The sequence below is a fragment of the Allosalinactinospora lopnorensis genome, assembly GCF_000981225.1.
Lineage (GTDB): Bacteria > Actinomycetota > Actinomycetes > Streptosporangiales > Streptosporangiaceae > Allosalinactinospora > Allosalinactinospora lopnorensis.
The window spans coordinates 1-16,957 of the sequence record NZ_LAJC01000054.1 but is presented as its reverse complement, the minus strand read 5'-3'; the positions used below and the strand labels follow the sequence as shown (position 1 = coordinate 16,957).

Below are 16,957 nucleotides of genomic sequence, written 5' to 3'. Positions count from 1 at the left end.
CGGGCGACCGTGCGGCGCCCGGCGCCAACGGGGTGGTTTCTCCCCGGCGCCACCTCGGACTCCACGGGCCACCAGAATAACAGTGGAACACGCCGCGGAGGGTGGCCAGAGACGGTCGGGACGCGCCCGGCCCCGTTTCCGGGGCACCGCGGGCGGCCGCAGGGTGCTCATCCCGGGAACGCTCCCGCGCGGCCCAGGAAGGCCGAAGGTCCTTGTCCAGCCGGGTACCCAGCCACGTGCCGGTCTGGGATACCGCATCGAGGTCGATGCCGGTCTGTACCCCGCTTCGGTGCAGCATGTACAACAGGTCCTCCGTCGCGATGTTTCCGGTGGCCGCAGGCGCGAAGGGGCAGCCGCCGAACCCGCCGACGCTGGCGTCCAGCACGGTCACGCCGTGCTCGTGGGCGGCGAGCGCGTTGGCGTAGCCGGTGTTCCGCGTGTTGTGGAAGTGGCAGCGCAGCCCCGCCCCGCCGGCGATCCCGCCCACCTTTCGCACCAGCTCCGCCACCTGCCGGGGGACGCCGACGCCGATCGTGTCGGCCAGTGCGATCTCCACGGCGCCGGCATCAGCGGCGCGGCGGGCGATCTCCACGACGCGCTCCGGTTCGGTCTCCCCCTCGAAGGGGCAGCCGAACGCGGTGGAGACCGTTACGCTCACCGGCATCCCGTCCGCCGCCGCGGCGCGGGCGATGTCGTCGTAGGCCGCCAGCATCTCCTCGACGGTGCAGCCCTGGTTCCGCCGGCAGAACTCGTCGGTCGCCGGAATCGCGATGTTGACCTCGTCGACTCCGGCCCGCAGCGCCCGGTCCAGGCCTTTGCGGTTGAGGACGAGGCCGATGTAGGAGACCCCGGGAAGCCGCCGCACCTCGGCCATGACCTCCTCGGCCCCGGCCATCTGAGGGACGCGCCGCGGGTTGACGAAGCTCACCGCCTCGATCCGGCGGATGCCGGCGCTGATCGCGCGGTCGATCAGCTCCACCCTCTCCGGCACGCTCAGGACCCGGTCCTCGTTCTGCAGACCATCGCGCGGCCCGACCTCGACGATGTCCACGCGCTGCGCCGCCATGCCGCGTTCACCTTTCCTCGGCTGCTGCGATCGCCGCCTCGGCTCCGTCCGCGCCGCCGGCGACCGCCTATAAGCCTAGTCTCACCTGCCCTGGAGCCGCGCCGCCGGGCTCCACTACGGGCGCGGCCGTAGGACCGCCGCGTGCCCGCCCCCGCGCCGCTCGGCCTCGGCGACGGCCAGGATCCGACCGTCACCGAGGTACTCCGGGGCGGTGGCGGCGCCGATCTCGGCGGCCTCGTCGAAGGAGTGTCCCAAGGCGGCCGGCTCCCGCTCCTCGGCGGTCCCGAGGAAGCCCGGCTCGGCCGGTCCCCATGCGGTTCCGGAACGGGCCGGAGAGCGGGTTCATCACCGCGTAGTTGAGCAGGGTCACCGGCACCCCGGCCAAAGGGGCCGCAGGCCCCGGACCGACCAACGGCGCCGCCCAACGGGCGCGTTCGGGCGGAGAAACCCAGATCAGCACGGCGGGATCGCGAGCCCCGGCACCACCTGCCGCCAGCTTGTGTGGTCGGTCCACGGTCCGTGGACGAGGGCCACGGGCTCGCCCGGTGCGTCGGCGACCTCGTAGAGCAGCGCGACGTCGTTCACCCGGATCATCGGCATCGCCCATCCCTCCCGATACGCGCAACGCTGTTCATCCGCGCCGGTCCAGGGCAAGGGCCGAACGTCCCGGCCCTGACCAGCCGGACGCACGACATCCCCTGGCGGCGTTTCGCCCCGGAAGTCGGCGGCCCGCTCCCGGGCCGCCGGAGCGCTCGCAATCCCGGCGGGCATCCTGAAAGCGGTGGCCGCCTCCGCCGATACGGGTTCGCCTGCGGAGGAGGCGTGCCTCCTCCGTCGCCGCTGAAACGCTCCCGGGGCCCGCGGGGGTCACCATCTCTCTGCCCGGCGGACGAGGTAACCGCGTCCGTGAGCTCGGCCGGGTACGACTCAGCGCAGTGCCAGCGCCGGCCGGACCTCCCACGTCATCCAGATCGGCCGGTACCCCATACGGTTCCAGAACGGGCCGGAGAGCGGGTTCATCACCGCGTAGTTGAGCAGGGTCACCGAGACCCCGTAGCTGTCCAGGGCCTGGTGGGCGTGGCTCACCAGGGCCGTGCCGATACCGTTTCCCCGTTCGTCCTCGGTGACCAGCCCGTAGCCGATATGGGCCGCGGGACCCGTACTGACCAGCGGCGCCGCCCAGCGAGCGCGTTCGGGGGGAGAGACCCAGATCAGTCCGACCGGCCGCCCGCGCCGCTCGGCCAGCCAGATCCACGACGGCGACCGCCCCAGCGCGCGCATGACCACGCGGCGGGTCTGCTCGGGGGTCTCGGGCTGGATGAATACCCCGCCGAAGTGCTCCTCGTAGCGGTGCTCTTCCATCAGCAGCCCCACGACCTGGGTAAGGTCCTGCATTTCGGCCAGTCGGATGGTGACGTCGCGGGGCGGCAGGGAGGGCGGCACGCCCCGGCGGTGCTGCCGTGCCGCAAGGATGCGCTGCGGTTGCAGGCCGTGCCGCTGCAGAGGGACCACACCGCAGATATCCCGCGCGGGCCAGGTGATGAGCGCGGCCGATTCCGATCCGGTACCGGTGGGCAACTGTTCCAGCTGTTCGCGCCAACTGGTGATCAGGGAGTCCAGCGCGCGCCCGGGGTCGGGACCGCCGACCACGGGGGTGAGCCAGTGCTGATCGGGGACGCCCCACGTGCGTCCGACCTCACCGGGCTGGTACCAGGAGTAGCGCATCGTGCCGGTGGCCACCGGGGACCCGGGACCATTGCTGACCGTGAGGAGCGGATAGCCGCTCGGGCGCGGCGGCAAAGGCTCGGGCAGCAACGGATCGATCGCCGCCCACCGCTGCGCCACAGACGTCACCAACAGGTCGAATTCGGCATCACTGCCGGGTAAATCGTCATGCCGCACTCGAGCGACATAACCACTCATCGTCCCTCCCTGGCCGCACGTGCTGCCATCCGCACGCGCCGCGGCTCAGTGGCGCGGCATCGCCGGATCCGTACGGATGGTCACATACCGTCACGCGATGACGACGGCAGCGTTCCAGGTATCCCAATATTTGGAAACCCGGCTACCGTTTTCGAACTTCTCGAAGAAATTGCAGCCTTGAAATCCCATATCAGCCACTGCTCGGACCGCACCACGGTAACCGATTGCCGATCACGTCCCGACAACGGCCCCACACCATGAGCAAGCCCTTCTCGGTGCACAAAGCACCCCTAACCGCGCGACCAGCACGGATTCATTGCGAACAGAATTCGTTTCCTTCAAGGTCCTGCATAACGACACAGTACCCGGAGGGCCCGTCGACCTCGCGCACCCGCGTAGCCCCAAATGCACGGCCCGCTGCGCCTCCTCGGCCGCCTCGGCCCGCCGCCGCTCCTCCGGAAGGCCGGCGGTGACGTTGAGGTCCAGGTGAACACGGTTCCTGGCGCTCTTCTTCTCCTCTTCTCCGGAGCCCTCCGCAGGAAAATCCGCGACGCCTTTCCGTCGGGATCGACGATGGCGTAAGCCTTGTCACACGGCCCTTCGGGCACACCGAAAGCAGCAAGGGCATCCTCCCAACCGGCGAAACCGCTCGGCGGCGGCTGCTCGGCGTAGCCGGGCATGGCGCCCCCTCATGTCCCGGCGAGTATATATTTCGAACCTGCATTCGACGCCGGTCGCGCGCCGGGCCTCCGTCGCCCTCCGGCGAGCCGCTAATCCACGCCGGCGGCCTCCATGCCCCGCAGCTCCCGCTTGAGCTCCTTGATCTCGTCGCGGAGCCGGGCGGCCAGCTCGAACTGCAGGTCGGCCGCTGCCTGGTGCATCTGCTCGCCCAGCTGGTCGATCAGGTCGGCCAGCTCCGCGCGCGGCATCTTCTCGATCTCGGCGGAGCGTTCCCCCGGCGCCGAGGAGGACAGCCCCGGAGTCGGCGCCTTCCCCCGGCTCTGCTGGCGGGCGGAGCCGCCGATCAGGGTCTCGGTGTCGGCGTCCTCACGGGCCAGCGAGTCCAGGATGTCGGCGATCTTCTTACGCAGCGGCTGCGGATCGATGCCGTGTTCCTCGTTGTAGGCCAGCTGCTTGGCGCGGCGCCGGTTGGTCTCGTCGATGGCGCTGCGCATCGAGTCGGTCACGTGGTCCGCGTACATGTGCACCTGGCCGGCGACGTTGCGTGCCGCCCGGCCGATGGTCTGGATCAGCGACCTCTCGGACCGCAGGAAGCCCTCCTTGTCGGCGTCCAGGATCGCCACCAGCGACACCTCGGGCAGGTCCAGCCCCTCGCGCAGCAGGTTGATGCCGACCAGCACGTCGAACTCACCGGTCCGCAGCTCGCGCAGCAGCTCCACGCGGCGCAGCGTGTCGACCTCGCTGTGCAGGTACCGGACCCGCAGACCGAGCTCGGCGAAGTAGTCGGTGAGGTCCTCGGCCATCTTCTTGGTCAGCGTGGTCACCAGGACCCGCTCATCGCGTTCGGCCCGCACCCGGATCTCGTGCACCAGGTCGTCGATCTGGCCGTTCGTCGGCTTCACGACGACCTCCGGATCGACCAGACCGGTGGGCCGGATGACCTGCTCCACGACGTCGCCGCCGCTCTGCCGCAGCTCGTAGGGGCCGGGGGTGGCCGACAGGTACACCGTCTGCCCGATACGCCCCAGGAACTCCTCCCACTTCAGCGGCCTGTTGTCCAGCGCGGACGGCAGCCGGAAACCGTGGTCGACCAGGGTGCGCTTGCGGGAGGCGTCCCCCTCGTACATGCCGCCGATCTGCGGGACCGTCACGTGCGACTCGTCCACGACGAGCAGGAAGTCCTCGGAGAAGTAGTCGAGCAGGGTGTTGGGGGCGCTGCCCGGCTCGCGGCCGTCGAAATGCCGCGAGTAGTTCTCGATGCCCGAGCAGCTGCCGACCTGGCGCAGCATCTCGATGTCGTAGGTGGTGCGCATCCGCAGGCGCTGCGCCTCCAGCAGCTTGCCCTGCCGGTCCAGCTCCGCGAGACGTTCGGCCAGCTCGGTCTCGATCTGGCCGATAGCGCGCTCCATGCGCTCCGGACCGGCCACGTAGTGGGAGGCGGGAAAGAGGTAGAGCTGCTCGTCCTCGCCGAGTACCTCGCCGGTGAGCGGGTGCAGCGTCATCAGCCGCTCGATCTCGTCACCGAACATCTCGATGCGGATCGCCAACTCCTCGTAGACCGGGATGATCTCGACCGTGTCGCCGCGGACCCGGAAGGTCCCCCGGGTGAACGCCATGTCGTTGCGCGTGTACTGCATCCCGACCAGCTTGCGCAGCAGGTCGTCGCGGTCGATCTGCATCCCGACCTCGAGCGTGGCCATCCGGTCCACGTACTCCTGCGGCGTTCCCAGACCGTAGATGCAGGACACCGAGGCCACCACGATCGCGTCGCGCCGGGTGAGCAGCGAGTTCGTGGCGGAGTGCCGGAGCCGCTCCACCTCGTCGTTGATCGAGGAGTCCTTCTCGATATAGGTGTCGGTCTGCGGGACGTAGGCCTCGGGCTGGTAGTAGTCGTAGTAGGAGACGAAGTACTCGACCGCGTTGTTCGGCAGCATCCCGCGCAGCTCGTTGGCGAACTGCGCCGCTAGGGTCTTGTTGGGCTGCATGACCAGGGTCGGCCGCTGCACCTGCTCCACGAGCCAGGCCACGGTGGCGGTCTTGCCGGTGCCCGTGGCGCCCAGCAGCACGTTGTCCCGGTCGCCGCCGTTGATCCGGCGGCTCAGCTCCGCGATGGCCTGCGGCTGGTCCCCCGCGGGGGTCATGTCCGAGACAACCTCGAACGGCGCCACCTTGCGCTGGATGTCGGTCACCGGTCGCACGTCGCGTCACTCCCCGTCGGCTTCGCCCCCTGGCCTGCTCTCCACCGTATAGGCCACCGGTGACACGCTCCGCACGGTGCTCCGGTGTCCCATGCGCCGCCGCCCGGAGGTCAGCCGGCCCCGGCGCGGCGGCGGCCGACCGGCGTCTTCCTTCCGCCCCATCACCGTGCGCCATTGGATCGCGAACGGGGCCGAATACGACCACCGGAGCACGATCGACGCGGGTCAGCGTGTTTCCTCCTCCGGAACCGCGGTCGCCTGGATCGCGGCCAGGACGTCGATATCGGCCTCGCTGAAGATGTCCTCGGGACCGTTGGGGGCCGGCGCGGTGAACGGCGACTCGTACAGGGCGGAGACCTCCTCCGATCCGCAGGTAGGCGTGGTCGCGCGCGGTGGGTTGGGGGACAAGCGTGGCCATGGTGTCACCGAACCCGAGCGTCGGAGGGAACGAACCCACCGAGGTGGTTGCGGGGGTAGACCACGGTTCCCGGACCGATCAGGGTGCCGGGCGCCAGCACGGTTTCGGCGGAAGTGCGGTCTCGTCGCCGAGCACAGCACCGAACTTGGTTTGGCCGGTCGAGACGCGCTGCCCGTCGAGGGTGACGGTGATCTCCTCGATGGCGGGTTCGGCTACCGGGCCGCGGTCGCAGCGCAGGCCGGTGGTCGAGAAGAATGCGCCCAGGTTGACGCGCCGACCGATCACCGCGTCACCGACGAACCCGGGGTGCTTCATGAACACGTGGGCGAGCAGCAGGCCGCGGGGGATCTCGGCGCCGAAGCCGACACGGCATCCGGGACCGATGACGCTGTGGTCGCGCACCAGCGCCCCAGCCGTGATCACGCTGCAGGAGCACACCAGTACCGGGCCGGTGACGCGGGCGTCGGATTCGGTACGAGCGCCGGCCTGGACGTATACGGGGCCGCTGACGCGGGCACCCGGCTCCACGATGCCGCCACGGTCGGCGGGCCCCGCCGGCGGGGCCGCGTCCGGGTCCGCGGTCATGAACGGCTTGATGACGAAGAAGGCGCTGGCGCGCGCCATCGGCTTCGACCCTTCCTACATCAGCCACCTGGAAGCCGGCCGCCACCAGCCCAGCGAGGACTTCGCGCGCCGCGCCGACCAGGTGCTGGAGGCGGGCGGGCAGTTGTGGGCCACCCGCCGGGAGGGCAGACCGGAGCGGCCCTCCGCTGGCACCGGCGAGTTGTTCGTCGACACCGACCACGCCGAACTCCGCTTCCGCGACGGTGCCTACACCGCGCGGATGCGGCGCCGTGTCGTCAACGGCGGAGCCGAGCCGGTCGGACGCTACCTGGTGCGCATCAGCGTCGACCGCTACCCCGGTCGACCCGACCGCTCCAACGAGCTGTACCGGCGCCACCCTCTCACCTGGGAAGCTCTGAACCTCACAGCCACCTGCGACGGTGAACCGATGCGGTGGAGCGCCAAGCACGACAAGGACTCCTTCAAGGAGGTGTGGCTGTGCTTCGACAACGAGGAGTCCAGGTTCCCGCTGTACCCCGGCCAGGCGGCGGTGCTGGAGTACGCCTACACCATCGGTGAGGACCAATGGGGCCAGTGGTTCCAGCGCGCCATCCGGTTGCCCACCAACCGGGTCAGCGTCGACCTGGTGTTTCCCTCCGATCTGTGTCCGGACGTGTGGGGCACCGAAACCTCCAGCACCGCGGAGGCGGTCCCGCTGCGCACGCCCGTCCAGCGAATCGATCGCGGACAGGAGACGGTCTTCTCCTGGTCCAAGAACGGGCCGCCTATCGGCGCCCGCTACCGGCTGGAGTGGCGCTGGCGCTCACGGCCGACGGCCGAAGCGCGCCCCATCCTGCGTACCGCCAGCGACCGCATGGCCGCCGCCGGCATAATCCAGGAGGGCGATCCCGTCCTCACGCGGACGGCCGCCCGCTTCCGGCTGCCGGAAGAGACCGACGCCGCCCGCGAAGTGGTCGACCAGCTCCACAGGACCATACAGCGCGTTCGCGACCACCATGAGTTCGGCAAGGGGATGGGGCTCGCCGCTCCCCAGGTCGGCACCGACCGGGCCGCCGCCGTGGTGGTCCCGCCCGATCCGGACGCCCAACCGCTGGTGTTGCTCAGCCCGCGCATCATCGATGCCTCCGCCGAGACCGACGAGCAGTACGAAGGCTGCCTGAGCTTCTTCGACGTCCGCGGCCTGGTGCCGCGGCCGCGCCGTATCGAGGTGGAACGCATGACCCTGGACGGCACCCCGGCCATCACCGTGTTCTCCGACGCGTTGGCTCGCCTGGTGGCCCACGAGGTAGACCATCTGCACGGCACGGTCTACACCCGACACATGCGCGAAGATGTGGTGCCGATTCCGGTGGCGGAGTACCGCGGCACCGGGCGGCCGTGGCACTACCGACGCTGACACGGCCGGATCGCGTCTCCCGGACCGCATCCACCGTGCGGTTTCTCTGTGATTCTCGCCGCCGTAGTGGCGATACCAGCACGGTCAAGCCCGCTCGCTCAGCCGCTCTCGGCGCACCGGCGCAGCTCGTCCCAGACCTGGTCGACCCGGCGGTCCAGCTCGTCGAGACCGCCGGAGTTGTCGATCACGATGTGGGCCGCCGCCCGCCGCTGCTCCCGGCCGGCCTGGGCCTTCACCCGGGCGCGGGCCTGGTCCTCGGTCATCGCGCGGTTCGCCATGACACGCTCGATCTGCGCCTCCTCGGGCGCGTCCACCACGATCACCAGGTCGTACAGTGAGCCGAGGTCGTTCTCGACCAGCAGGGGGACGTCGTAGACCACAATGGCGTCCTGCGGCGCCCGCGACATCAGCTCCTCGGTGCGTTCGCCCACCCGGGGGTGCACGATCGCGTTCAGCCTGGCGAGCCTGGCCTCGTCGGCGAACACGATCTCACCGAGTTTGGGCCGGTCCAGTTCCCCCTCGGGCGTGAGGACAACGGCCCCGAACTCCTCGACGACCTCGGCGAGGCCGGAGGTGCCCGGTTCGACCACCTCCCTCGCGATCTGGTCGGCGTCGATGACCACGGCCCCGCGGGCGGCCAGCCCCCGCGAGACCTCGCTCTTCCCGGACCCGATGCCCCCGGTCAGTCCCACACGCAGCATGCCGACGACCCTACGTGGCCGCGTTCCGCGCCGCACGCCCGGCCACCGGTTTGCGGAAGTGCACCATAACGACGTGGTCGGCGAACCGCTCCCGGCTCGCCTCGGAGTACCCGAGGCGGCGGCAGAGCCGCAGCCCGCTTTCGCTGCCGTGCCCGGTCACGATGGCCAGATCGGTGATCTCGGGGTGCTCGCGGAGCAGCCGCTCCTCCAGGGCCAGGACGAGCGACCGGGCGATCCCGCGGCGGCGCTGGTCGGGGGCGACGCAGAGCCTGCTGACCAGACCGGTGCGGTCGGCGGCCTTGCCGCGCACCGAACCCACGATCCGGTGCCCGAGAACGGCCTTCAGTACCAGTGCCCCCGCCGCCACGCTCTGCTCGATCCCTGCGTGGCTCTCGGTGAGCGGAAGGATGAACGGGTCGCCGTAGACCTGCGCCTCGTCGAGGTAGGCGGCCCGCTGCAGCGTCCATATCTCTCCGATGTCGGCCTTTGTCGCGGCGGCGACGCTGACACTGCCATCGGAGGGACTCATGGCGGCTCCTGGTTGTGCGGCTGCGGACGACCTGCCACGACCATAGCGAAAGGCCGCTCCCCCTCGGGGGAGCGGCCTTCAGCGATTCGCGTTCCGCGCCGGGAACGGAGTCAGTTCTCTCCGCCGCCCGCGAGCTTCTCGCGCAGCGCCGCCAAGGCCTCGTCCGAGGCCAGGGCGCCGCCCGTGGCGGCCTCGTTGCCCCCCGGGTTGCTCGGCGCGTTGTTGTTGTTGGTGGTGGTGCTTGGAGCCGGCTCACTCTCGGCCTGCGGCTCCGCGACAGCCGCCTCGGCCTCGGCGGCCTGGGCCTCCTCGACCTGCTTGCGGTGCGCCTCGAAGCGCGACTGGGCGAGCGCGTACTGGTGCTCCCACTCGTCGCGCTGCGTCTCGTACCCTTCCAGCCATTCGCCGCTGTCGGCGTCGAAGCCTCGGGGTACTTGTAGTTGCCGTACTCGTCGTACTCGGCGGTCATGCCGTACAGAGTGGGGTCGAAGTCCACCTGGTCCGGCGACACGCTCTCGTTGGCCTGCTTCAGCGAGAGGCTGATGCGGCGGCGGTCGAGGTCGATGTCGATGATCTTGACGAAGATCTCGGTCCCGACCTGGACGACCTGCTCCGGAATCTCCACGTGGCGCTCGGCCAGCTCGGAGATGTGCACCAGGCCCTCGATCCCCTCCTCGACACGCACGAACGCGCCGAACGGGACCAGCTTGGTGACCTTGCCGGGAACGACCTGGCCGATCTGGTGGGTACGGGCGAACTGCTGCCAGGGGTCTTCCTGGGTCGCCTTGAGCGACAGGGAGACGCGCTCGCGCTCCATGTCGACGTCGAGGACCTCCACGGTGACCTCCTGGCCGACCTCGACGACCTCGCTCGGGTGGTCGATGTGCTTCCAGGAGAGCTCGGAGACGTGCACCAGGCCGTCGACACCGCCGAGGTCGACGAACGCACCGAAGTTGACGATGGAGGAGACGGCGCCCTTGCGGATCTGACCCTTCTGCAGGGTGTTGAGGAACGTCTGGCGAACCTCGGACTGGGTCTGCTCCAGCCAGGCGCGGCGCGACAGCACCACGTTGTTGCGGTTCTTGTCGAGCTCGATGATCTTGGCCTCGAGCTCGCGGCCGACATAGGGCTGGAGGTCGCGCACCCGGCGCATCTCGACCAGCGAGGCCGGCAGGAAGCCGCGCAGCCCGATGTCGAGGATCAGACCGCCCTTGACGACCTCGATCACCGTTCCGGTGACGACGCCGTCCTCTTCCTTGATCTTCTCGATCGTTCCCCAGGCGCGCTCGTACTGGGCGCGCTTCTTGGAGAGGATCAGCCGACCTTCCTTGTCCTCCTTCTGCAGGACAAGGGCTTCCACGTGGTCTCCGACCGCGACGACCTCGCCAGGGTCGACGTCGTGCTTGATCGAAAGCTCACGGGAAGGGATCACGCCCTCGGTCTTGTAACCGATATCGAGCAAGACCTCGTCTCGATCGACCTTCACGATGGTGCCTTCGACGATGTCACCGTCGTTGAAGTACTTGATGGTCTCGTCGATCGCCGCGAGGAAGGCATCCTCGGACCCGATGTCGTTGACCGCTACCTGGGGTGTCGAGGTGGCCTCGGTACTGCTCGTCATGTGTGGGTGGACTCCGGATACGGACATGGACTGATATAGGTTCGCCGGAATTCGAGCGGCCCATCAGCTATCCGAAGAGAACGACGAGGAACGGGCGGCGAAACGCCCCACGCAACCCCTCCGTGACCCCGGAGTGCCTACTGGCCGCCGCGCCCGCTCGCCTCCCGGAAGCCGGGTCGAGTATGCGATCTGGCTGCCACACTCGGCACCATCTCCGAGGTCGAGTTGCGCACGCGAATCCACAACGCTCCGGTCAGAATATGAGACGGTGGCGCCCTGGTCAATTGGGAGCGGGGTTGCCAAGGGGGTAAACGCCGCAAACGTCACATTTTATGATATTTGTCACAGAGCGGGCCACTGGCGGGATACAGCCCGCCGGCCCCGAAGCCCGCACACCCCCATTCAGCGGTCCGCATCGCCGGACGGCCGGGAACGCGAGCGCTTCACCTCGGACCTGCGGCGCTTGGCGGCCAGCCGCCGCTCACCGGCCGCCCGGCCGGGGCGGGTACGGCGCCGCTTGGGCGGCGGCGGAGCGATCACCTCGGCGAGGGTAGCAGCCAGGCGCTCCCGGGCAAGCTCCCGGTTGCGGGCCTGCGACCGGGTGTCCTCAGCGGTCACCGTGAGCACCCCGGAGTTCAGCCGGTCGCCGAGCCGCCGCAGCGCACGTTCGCGCTGCTCGGGACTGAGCGCCCGAGTGGCGGCGAGGTCCAGCGACAGCGCCGCCCGGGTGTCGGAGGTGTTGGCGTGCTGCCCACCGGGCCCGCCTGATCGGGAGAAACGCCAGTGCAGCTCCCCTTCGGGGATCGAGACCGCCCCGGTGACCCGCAGGTCGCGCTGCATCGCCGTCACCTCCCCTCGCTGTCGTCGCGTCCTCCGGACCGCCGAACCCGATCAGTGCGCGGCGTCGTGCCAGTTGCGCCCGACGCCCACCGACACGGCCAGCGGCACCCGCAGATCATAGGCGTTCGCCATCTTCCCCGAAACCAGGTTTCGGACCGCCTCAAGCTCAGGGCCGGTGACCTCCAGTACGAGTTCGTCGTGCACCTGCAGCAGCATCCGCGAGGCGAACCCGCCCTCGCGCAGCCCCGCATCGACGTCGAGCATGGCCACCTTGATGATGTCGGCCGCCGATCCCTGGATCGGGGCGTTCAGCGCCATCCGCTCGGCCATCTCCCTCCGCTGCCGGTTGTCGCTGGTGAGATCGGGCAGGTAGCGGCGGCGGCCCAGCATCGTCTCGGTGTAGCCCTCGCGCCGTGCGCGCTCGACCACCTCGTGCAGATAGTCGCGCACCCCGCCGAACTGGGCGAAGTACTCGCCCATGAGGCCGCGGGCCTCCTCGGGGGTGATACCCAGCTGCGCGGACAGCCCGAACGCGCTCAACCCGTAGGCCAGACCGTAGTTCATCGCCTTGATCCGGGCACGCGCCTCGGCGTCGACCTCGTCCACGCCGACCCCGAACACCCGCGCGGCGATCTCGGCGTGGAAGTCGTGACCGGTCTGGAACGCCTCGATCAGCGCGGCGTCCTCCGACAGGTGCGCCATGATCCGCAGCTCGATCTGGCTGTAATCGGCCGTGAGCAGGTGTTGGTACCCCTCCCCCACGACGAACGCCCGGCGGATGCGCCGGCCGGCGTCGGTACGCACCGGGATGTTCTGCAGGTTGGGTTCGGTGGAACTGAGCCGTCCGGTGGCGGCCACCGTCTGGTTGTAGGTGGTGTGGATGCGGCCGTCCTCGGCGATCGTCTTGATCAGCCCTTCGACCGTGGTGCGCAGCTTGGTCTGGTCGCGGTGGCGCAGCAGGATGACCGGCAGCTCGTTGTCGGTCTGCCCGGCCAGCCACTCCAGGGCGTCGGCGTCGGTGGTGTAGCCGGTCTTGATCCTCTTGGTCTTGGGCAGTTCCAGCTCGGTGAAGAGGACCTGCTGCAGCTGCTTGGGCGAGCCCAGGTTGAACTCGCGCCCCACGACCTGGTGCGCGTGCTCGACGGCCTGGCGCACAGCGGCGGCGAACTCCCCTTCCAACTCGTCGAGGTATCCGCGGTCGGCCGCGATACCGATGCGCTCCATACCGGCCAGCACCCGCACCAGCGGCAGCTCCACCTCGCGCAGCAGCCGGACCGCCCCGCGCTTGTCCAGGTCGACGTCGAGGCCGGCCGCCAGATCGAGCGTGGCCCGTGCGCGCAGCGCGAGAGCCTCCCTCTCGGCGGCGCCGTCGTCCCCCGCCCCGGTGATGTCCAGGGCGAGCTGGTCGCCCTCCGCCTGCTTCTCGTCGAGCTCCCGGTTGAGGAAGCGGCGGCAGAGGTCGGTCAGGTCGAGCTTGCGCTGGCCGGGCTGCACCAGGTACGCCGCCAGAGCGGGGTCGCTGGTGAGCCCTTCGAGCCGCCAACCGTGTGCGGCCATGGCGAGCATGGGACCCTTGGCCTCATGGAGGGCTTCGGGCGGTCCGGATCGGACAGCCAGCGGGCCAGCGCGGCGTCGTCACCGGAATCGAGGGCGGTGGGGTCGATGTAGGCGGCCGCGCCGTCGGCCGTGGCGATGGCCAGGCCGGTGATCTCCCCCGTGCCGCCTCCCCAGATGCCGGAGACCGCCAGCCCGGCGCGTTCGGAAGCATCGGCGTGCGCTCCCAGCCAGTCCGCGAGCTCCCCCGTGCCCGGCGCGCTCAGCTCGACGCTGAAGCCGTCGTCGATCCGCGTCACCTCGGCCTGCTCCTCTCCGAGCACCGAGAACAGCCGGTCGCGCAGCGTGGAGGCGAACTCCAGGTTGTCGAAGAGGAGGTGGATCCCCGCGCGGTCGGCCTCCGCCATCGTCAGGTCCGCGACCCCCCGGCCGACCTCCACATCGGTGGCGAGCACATTGAGCCGCTGGTTGCGCAGCACATCGTCGACGTGGTCGCGGAAGCTCTGCCCGGCCTTGCCTGTGAGCTCACCGGCGCGCGCAACGAGGTCGTCCACGGAACCGTACTTGGTGATCCACTTGGCGGCGGTCTTGGGCCCCACCCCCGGAACGCCCGGGAGGTTGTCGGACTTCTCACCCACCAACGCGGCGAGGTCGCGGTAGCGCTCCGGCGGAACGCCGTACTTCTCCACGATCCGCTCCGGCGTCATCCGGGTCAGATCGGAGATGCTCTTGCCCGGGTACAGCACCGTGCAGTCGTCGGTGACCAACTGGAAGGCGTCGCGGTCACCAGAGGCGATGAGCACCTCCATGCCCTGCTCACCGGCCTGGAGAGCCAGGGTGGCGATGACATCGTCGGCCTCGAACCCCGGAGCCGACACGCTCGGGACCCCGAGCAGGCCGAGCAGCTCCTGCATCAGCTCCACCTGCGACGGGAACTCCTGCGGCGTCTCGGCCCGACCGGCCTTGTAGTCCTCGTAGACGTCGTGGCGGAACGTGGGCTCGGAGCGGTCCCAGGCGACCGCGATGTGCGTGGGCTCCTCCTCGCGCAGCAGCTTGATCAGCATCGAGGTGAAGCCGTAGATGGCGTTCGTGGACTGCCCGGTACTGGTGGTGAACTTCTCCACCGGCAGCGCGAAGAACGCGCGAAAGGCCATGGAGTGCCCGTCGAGCAGCAGCAGGCGCTGCGGGCCGCCCGGGGGTGCTCCCCCCGGGACCTGGGACGGACTGCTCTGCACCGGGGTCTCTGCTGTCTTCACCACATCAGGAATCCTAGGATGCGATGCGGACTTTTTCGCGGTGCTCCCGGCATCGCCGCCGGCGATCTCCGACGGCCCGCGTCAGGGCCGCCCCGCGCACATCCGCGCCCACTACCGACGAGAAGGAAGATCCAGAGATGACGCTCGACGCCGAACAGCTGAACAAGCTCATGGGCAGCGGCAACCCGGGGGGTGAACTCGGCACCCGCATGGGGCTGGAGATCGTGGAGGCCTCGGCGAAGCGCGTCGTCGGCCGGATCCCGGTCGAGGGCAACACCCAGCCTTACGGCCTGCTGCACGGCGGCGCCTCGTGCGTGCTGGCCGAGACCCTCGGATCGATCGGCTCGGCGATCCACGCGGGAGAAGACCGCATAGCCCTCGGCATCGAGATCAACGCCACGCACCACGGCAGCGCCCGGAAGGGCCGCATCACCGGTACGGCCACAGCCGTCCACCTGGGGCGCTCCCTTGCCACCTGGGACATCGCGATCACGGACGACGACGGCAAGCGGGTCTGCACCGCACGGCTGACCTGCATGCTGCGTGACAACGCGTAGCACCCCGACCACCATGGACACCGCGGCCGCCCGCTCACGGGGCGCGGCCGCACCGCCCCCCATCGACATGGCGCACCCACACCGCCACTCTCCGCGGGAAATCCCCGTGAACTGGGGTTTAACCCCGAAAAAGGGCTACGGGAAGATAACGGGCCGAACCCGACTCGGCTGCGGCGCCATGGCACTCCTTCCACAAAACCTCCCTCGCGGTTAAGCTCCGCTAACGCACATTATTAAGCGCGTGCATCCACTGGCCCGATGAGGGCGGCCAGACCCATCAACGGGAACATTCCGGTCGAACGGAGAACCACAATGCCAAGAAGGAAGGCCCTCAGCCTCACAGCAGCGGCCGCGGCCATAGCACTTGGATTGTCAGCGTGCGGCAACGGAGGTGAACAGGAGGGCGGCGACGACGAGCTCCAGTTCGGATACATCCTCCCCGAAACCGGCGACCTCTCCTTCCTGGGACCGCCCCAGATCAGCGCCGTCAACTACGCGATGGAGGAGATCAACGAAGCCGGCGGTGTCCTCGACCAGGAACTGCCCGAGGTTCTCGCCGGCGACGAAGCCAACGACGCCGCCCAGGCCAACGACGCCGCCGACCGGCTCATCGGCCAGGGGGTCGACGCCGTCATCGGCGCCGCGGCATCGGGTATGACCATGGCGGTGATCGACCGCGTCACCGGGGCCGAAATCGTCCAGTGCTCCGGTTCCAACACTACCCCCGATCTCTCCGACTACGAGGACGGCGGCTACTACTTCCGCACCGCGCCGAGCGACGCGCTGCAGGGGCCGGTGCTCGCCGAGAAGCTGATCAACGACGGCCACCAGAGCGTCGCGATCGCCTACCGCTCCGACGACTACGGGCAGGGGCTGGCCGAGTTCACCGCCGAGGCCCTGGAGGAGCAGGGCGCCGAGGTCGCGATGAGCGAAGGCTACGACCCCAACGCCACCAACTTCGACTCCATCATCCAGCAGATCGACAACGCCGACGCCGACGCGGCCCTGCTCGTCTCCTTCGAGGAGGGCGTGCAGATCCTCACCGGCCTCATGGAGGCCGGTATGGAGACCGACCAGCTCTACAGCGCCGACGGCCTGCGCTCGGCTTCCCTCGGGGAGGACATCGACCCCGACGACCCGGGCGTCATCTCGGGTTTCCAGGGCACCGCGCCCGGCGCGGACGCCCCCGAGTTCCACGAGGGACTCCAGGAGTTCGACCCCGAACTCGGCGACCTGCAGTACGCGGCCCAGGTCAACGACTGCGTGGTGAGCGTCGCGCTGGCGGCCGAAGCGGCCGGCAGCACCGAGCCGAGCGAATTCGTCAACGAGATGACCAACATCTCCCGGGACGGCGAAGAGTGCTCCAGCTTCGGTGAATGCCGCGACCTGCTGGCCGACGGCCAGGACATCGACTACCAGGGAGCCAGCGGCCCGATCGACTTCGACGAGAACGGCGACGTGACCGGGGCGTCCTTCGAGGTCTACAACTACAACGAAGACGGTGAGATGGGCATCGAGGAGCACATCCTGAGCGAAGGGGAGTAGCCCCCACCGCACGCACCGCCAAGAGGCGCCCCGGGCCGCGGCCCGGGGCGCCTCGCGTGCGCACGCACCGCCGGCGGCCGCGCGACG

At 69.5% G+C, this 16,957-nt stretch carries 12 protein-coding genes and 3 pseudogenes; 3 read left to right on the top strand and 12 right to left on the bottom strand.

The annotated features are described in order from the left end of the window. Nucleotides 1-167: 167 nt before the first annotated feature. From VS93_RS18520 to VS93_RS18495, 7 genes and pseudogenes are all read right to left on the bottom strand, one after another. A pseudogene (locus VS93_RS18520) lies at nt 168-1,066 on the bottom strand (hydroxymethylglutaryl-CoA lyase). Nucleotides 1,067-1,180: 114 nt separating this feature from the next. Next, a complete protein-coding gene (locus tag VS93_RS29330; RefSeq protein ID WP_156184912.1) occupies nt 1,181-1,321 on the bottom strand; it encodes a hypothetical protein in 141 nt (46 codons plus the stop codon). Between the two features lie 198 nt (nt 1,322-1,519). After that, nucleotides 1,520-1,666, bottom strand: a complete 147-nt coding sequence (locus tag VS93_RS29325; RefSeq protein WP_156184911.1) for an alpha/beta fold hydrolase — start codon at nt 1,664-1,666, stop codon at nt 1,520-1,522. 327 nt (nt 1,667-1,993) lie between these two features. Next, nucleotides 1,994-2,989: a GNAT family N-acetyltransferase gene (locus tag VS93_RS18510; protein ID WP_046471165.1), complete on the bottom strand. Its 996-nt coding sequence runs from the start codon at nt 2,987-2,989 to the stop codon at nt 1,994-1,996. Between the two features lie 770 nt (nt 2,990-3,759). Next, a complete protein-coding gene (gene uvrB / locus VS93_RS18505; RefSeq protein WP_046471164.1) occupies nt 3,760-5,868 on the bottom strand; it encodes an excinuclease ABC subunit UvrB in 2,109 nt (702 codons plus the stop codon). A 225-nt stretch (nt 5,869-6,093) separates the two neighbouring features. Next, nucleotides 6,094-6,276: a hypothetical protein gene (locus tag VS93_RS18500; protein WP_046471163.1), complete on the bottom strand. Its 183-nt coding sequence runs from the start codon at nt 6,274-6,276 to the stop codon at nt 6,094-6,096. Between the two features lie 88 nt (nt 6,277-6,364). Next, nucleotides 6,365-6,910, bottom strand: coding sequence for an LbetaH domain-containing protein (locus VS93_RS18495; RefSeq protein WP_046471162.1), 546 nt, complete (start codon nt 6,908-6,910; stop codon nt 6,365-6,367). Here VS93_RS18495 and VS93_RS18490 point away from each other — a divergent pair. Beyond that, nucleotides 6,882-8,267, top strand: a complete 1,386-nt coding sequence (locus VS93_RS18490; RefSeq protein ID WP_082127002.1) for a peptide deformylase — start codon at nt 6,882-6,884, stop codon at nt 8,265-8,267. The genes VS93_RS18495 and VS93_RS18490 overlap by 29 nt on opposite strands. Nucleotides 8,268-8,365: 98 nt before the next feature. Here the strand turns inward: VS93_RS18490 and coaE are convergent, their stop codons facing one another. The 5 genes and pseudogenes from coaE to polA all read right to left on the bottom strand — a co-directional run bounded on the left by coaE (nt 8,366) and on the right by polA (nt 14,771). Next, nucleotides 8,366-8,968: a dephospho-CoA kinase gene (gene coaE / locus VS93_RS18485; RefSeq protein WP_173434326.1), complete on the bottom strand. Its 603-nt coding sequence runs from the start codon at nt 8,966-8,968 to the stop codon at nt 8,366-8,368. 10 nt (nt 8,969-8,978) lie between these two features. Beyond that, nucleotides 8,979-9,497: a GNAT family N-acetyltransferase gene (locus VS93_RS18480; RefSeq protein ID WP_046471160.1), complete on the bottom strand. Its 519-nt coding sequence runs from the start codon at nt 9,495-9,497 to the stop codon at nt 8,979-8,981. Between the two features lie 110 nt (nt 9,498-9,607). Further along, nucleotides 9,608-11,118 (bottom strand): annotated as a pseudogene (rpsA, locus tag VS93_RS28365) (30S ribosomal protein S1). A gap of 402 nt (nt 11,119-11,520) precedes the next feature. Then, the gene (gene arfB / locus VS93_RS18465) at nt 11,521-11,958 is read right to left on the bottom strand and encodes an alternative ribosome rescue aminoacyl-tRNA hydrolase ArfB (RefSeq protein ID WP_046471158.1); all 438 of its coding nucleotides are present in this window, start codon (nt 11,956-11,958) and stop codon (nt 11,521-11,523) included. 51 nt (nt 11,959-12,009) lie between these two features. Beyond that, a pseudogene (gene polA / locus VS93_RS27150) lies at nt 12,010-14,771 on the bottom strand (DNA polymerase I). Between the two features lie 134 nt (nt 14,772-14,905). On the opposite strand from polA, the gene VS93_RS18450 reads away from it, so the two are divergent. Beyond that, nucleotides 14,906-15,325, top strand: coding sequence for a PaaI family thioesterase (locus VS93_RS18450; RefSeq protein WP_046471156.1), 420 nt, complete (start codon nt 14,906-14,908; stop codon nt 15,323-15,325). 312 nt (nt 15,326-15,637) lie between these two features. After that, a complete protein-coding gene (locus VS93_RS18445; RefSeq protein ID WP_046471155.1) occupies nt 15,638-16,870 on the top strand; it encodes an ABC transporter substrate-binding protein in 1,233 nt (410 codons plus the stop codon). Nucleotides 16,871-16,957: the final 87 nt, after the last annotated feature.

Coding starts and splice junctions, on each gene's coding strand:
- VS93_RS18490 (WP_082127002.1), top strand. CDS start 6,882: ATGACGAAGAAGGCGCTGGCGCGCGCCATCGGCTTCGACCCTTCCTAC.
- VS93_RS18495 (WP_046471162.1), bottom strand. CDS start 6,910: ATGGCGCGCGCCAGCGCCTTCTTCGTCATCAAGCCGTTCATGACCGCG.
- VS93_RS29325 (WP_156184911.1), bottom strand. CDS start 1,666: ATGCCGATGATCCGGGTGAACGACGTCGCGCTGCTCTACGAGGTCGCC.
- coaE (WP_173434326.1), bottom strand. CDS start 8,968: ATGCTGCGTGTGGGACTGACCGGGGGCATCGGGTCCGGGAAGAGCGAG.
- VS93_RS18445 (WP_046471155.1), top strand. CDS start 15,638: ATGCCAAGAAGGAAGGCCCTCAGCCTCACAGCAGCGGCCGCGGCCATA.
- arfB (WP_046471158.1), bottom strand. CDS start 11,958: ATGCAGCGCGACCTGCGGGTCACCGGGGCGGTCTCGATCCCCGAAGGG.
- VS93_RS18510 (WP_046471165.1), bottom strand. CDS start 2,989: ATGAGTGGTTATGTCGCTCGAGTGCGGCATGACGATTTACCCGGCAGT.
- VS93_RS18480 (WP_046471160.1), bottom strand. CDS start 9,497: ATGAGTCCCTCCGATGGCAGTGTCAGCGTCGCCGCCGCGACAAAGGCC.
- VS93_RS18450 (WP_046471156.1), top strand. CDS start 14,906: ATGACGCTCGACGCCGAACAGCTGAACAAGCTCATGGGCAGCGGCAAC.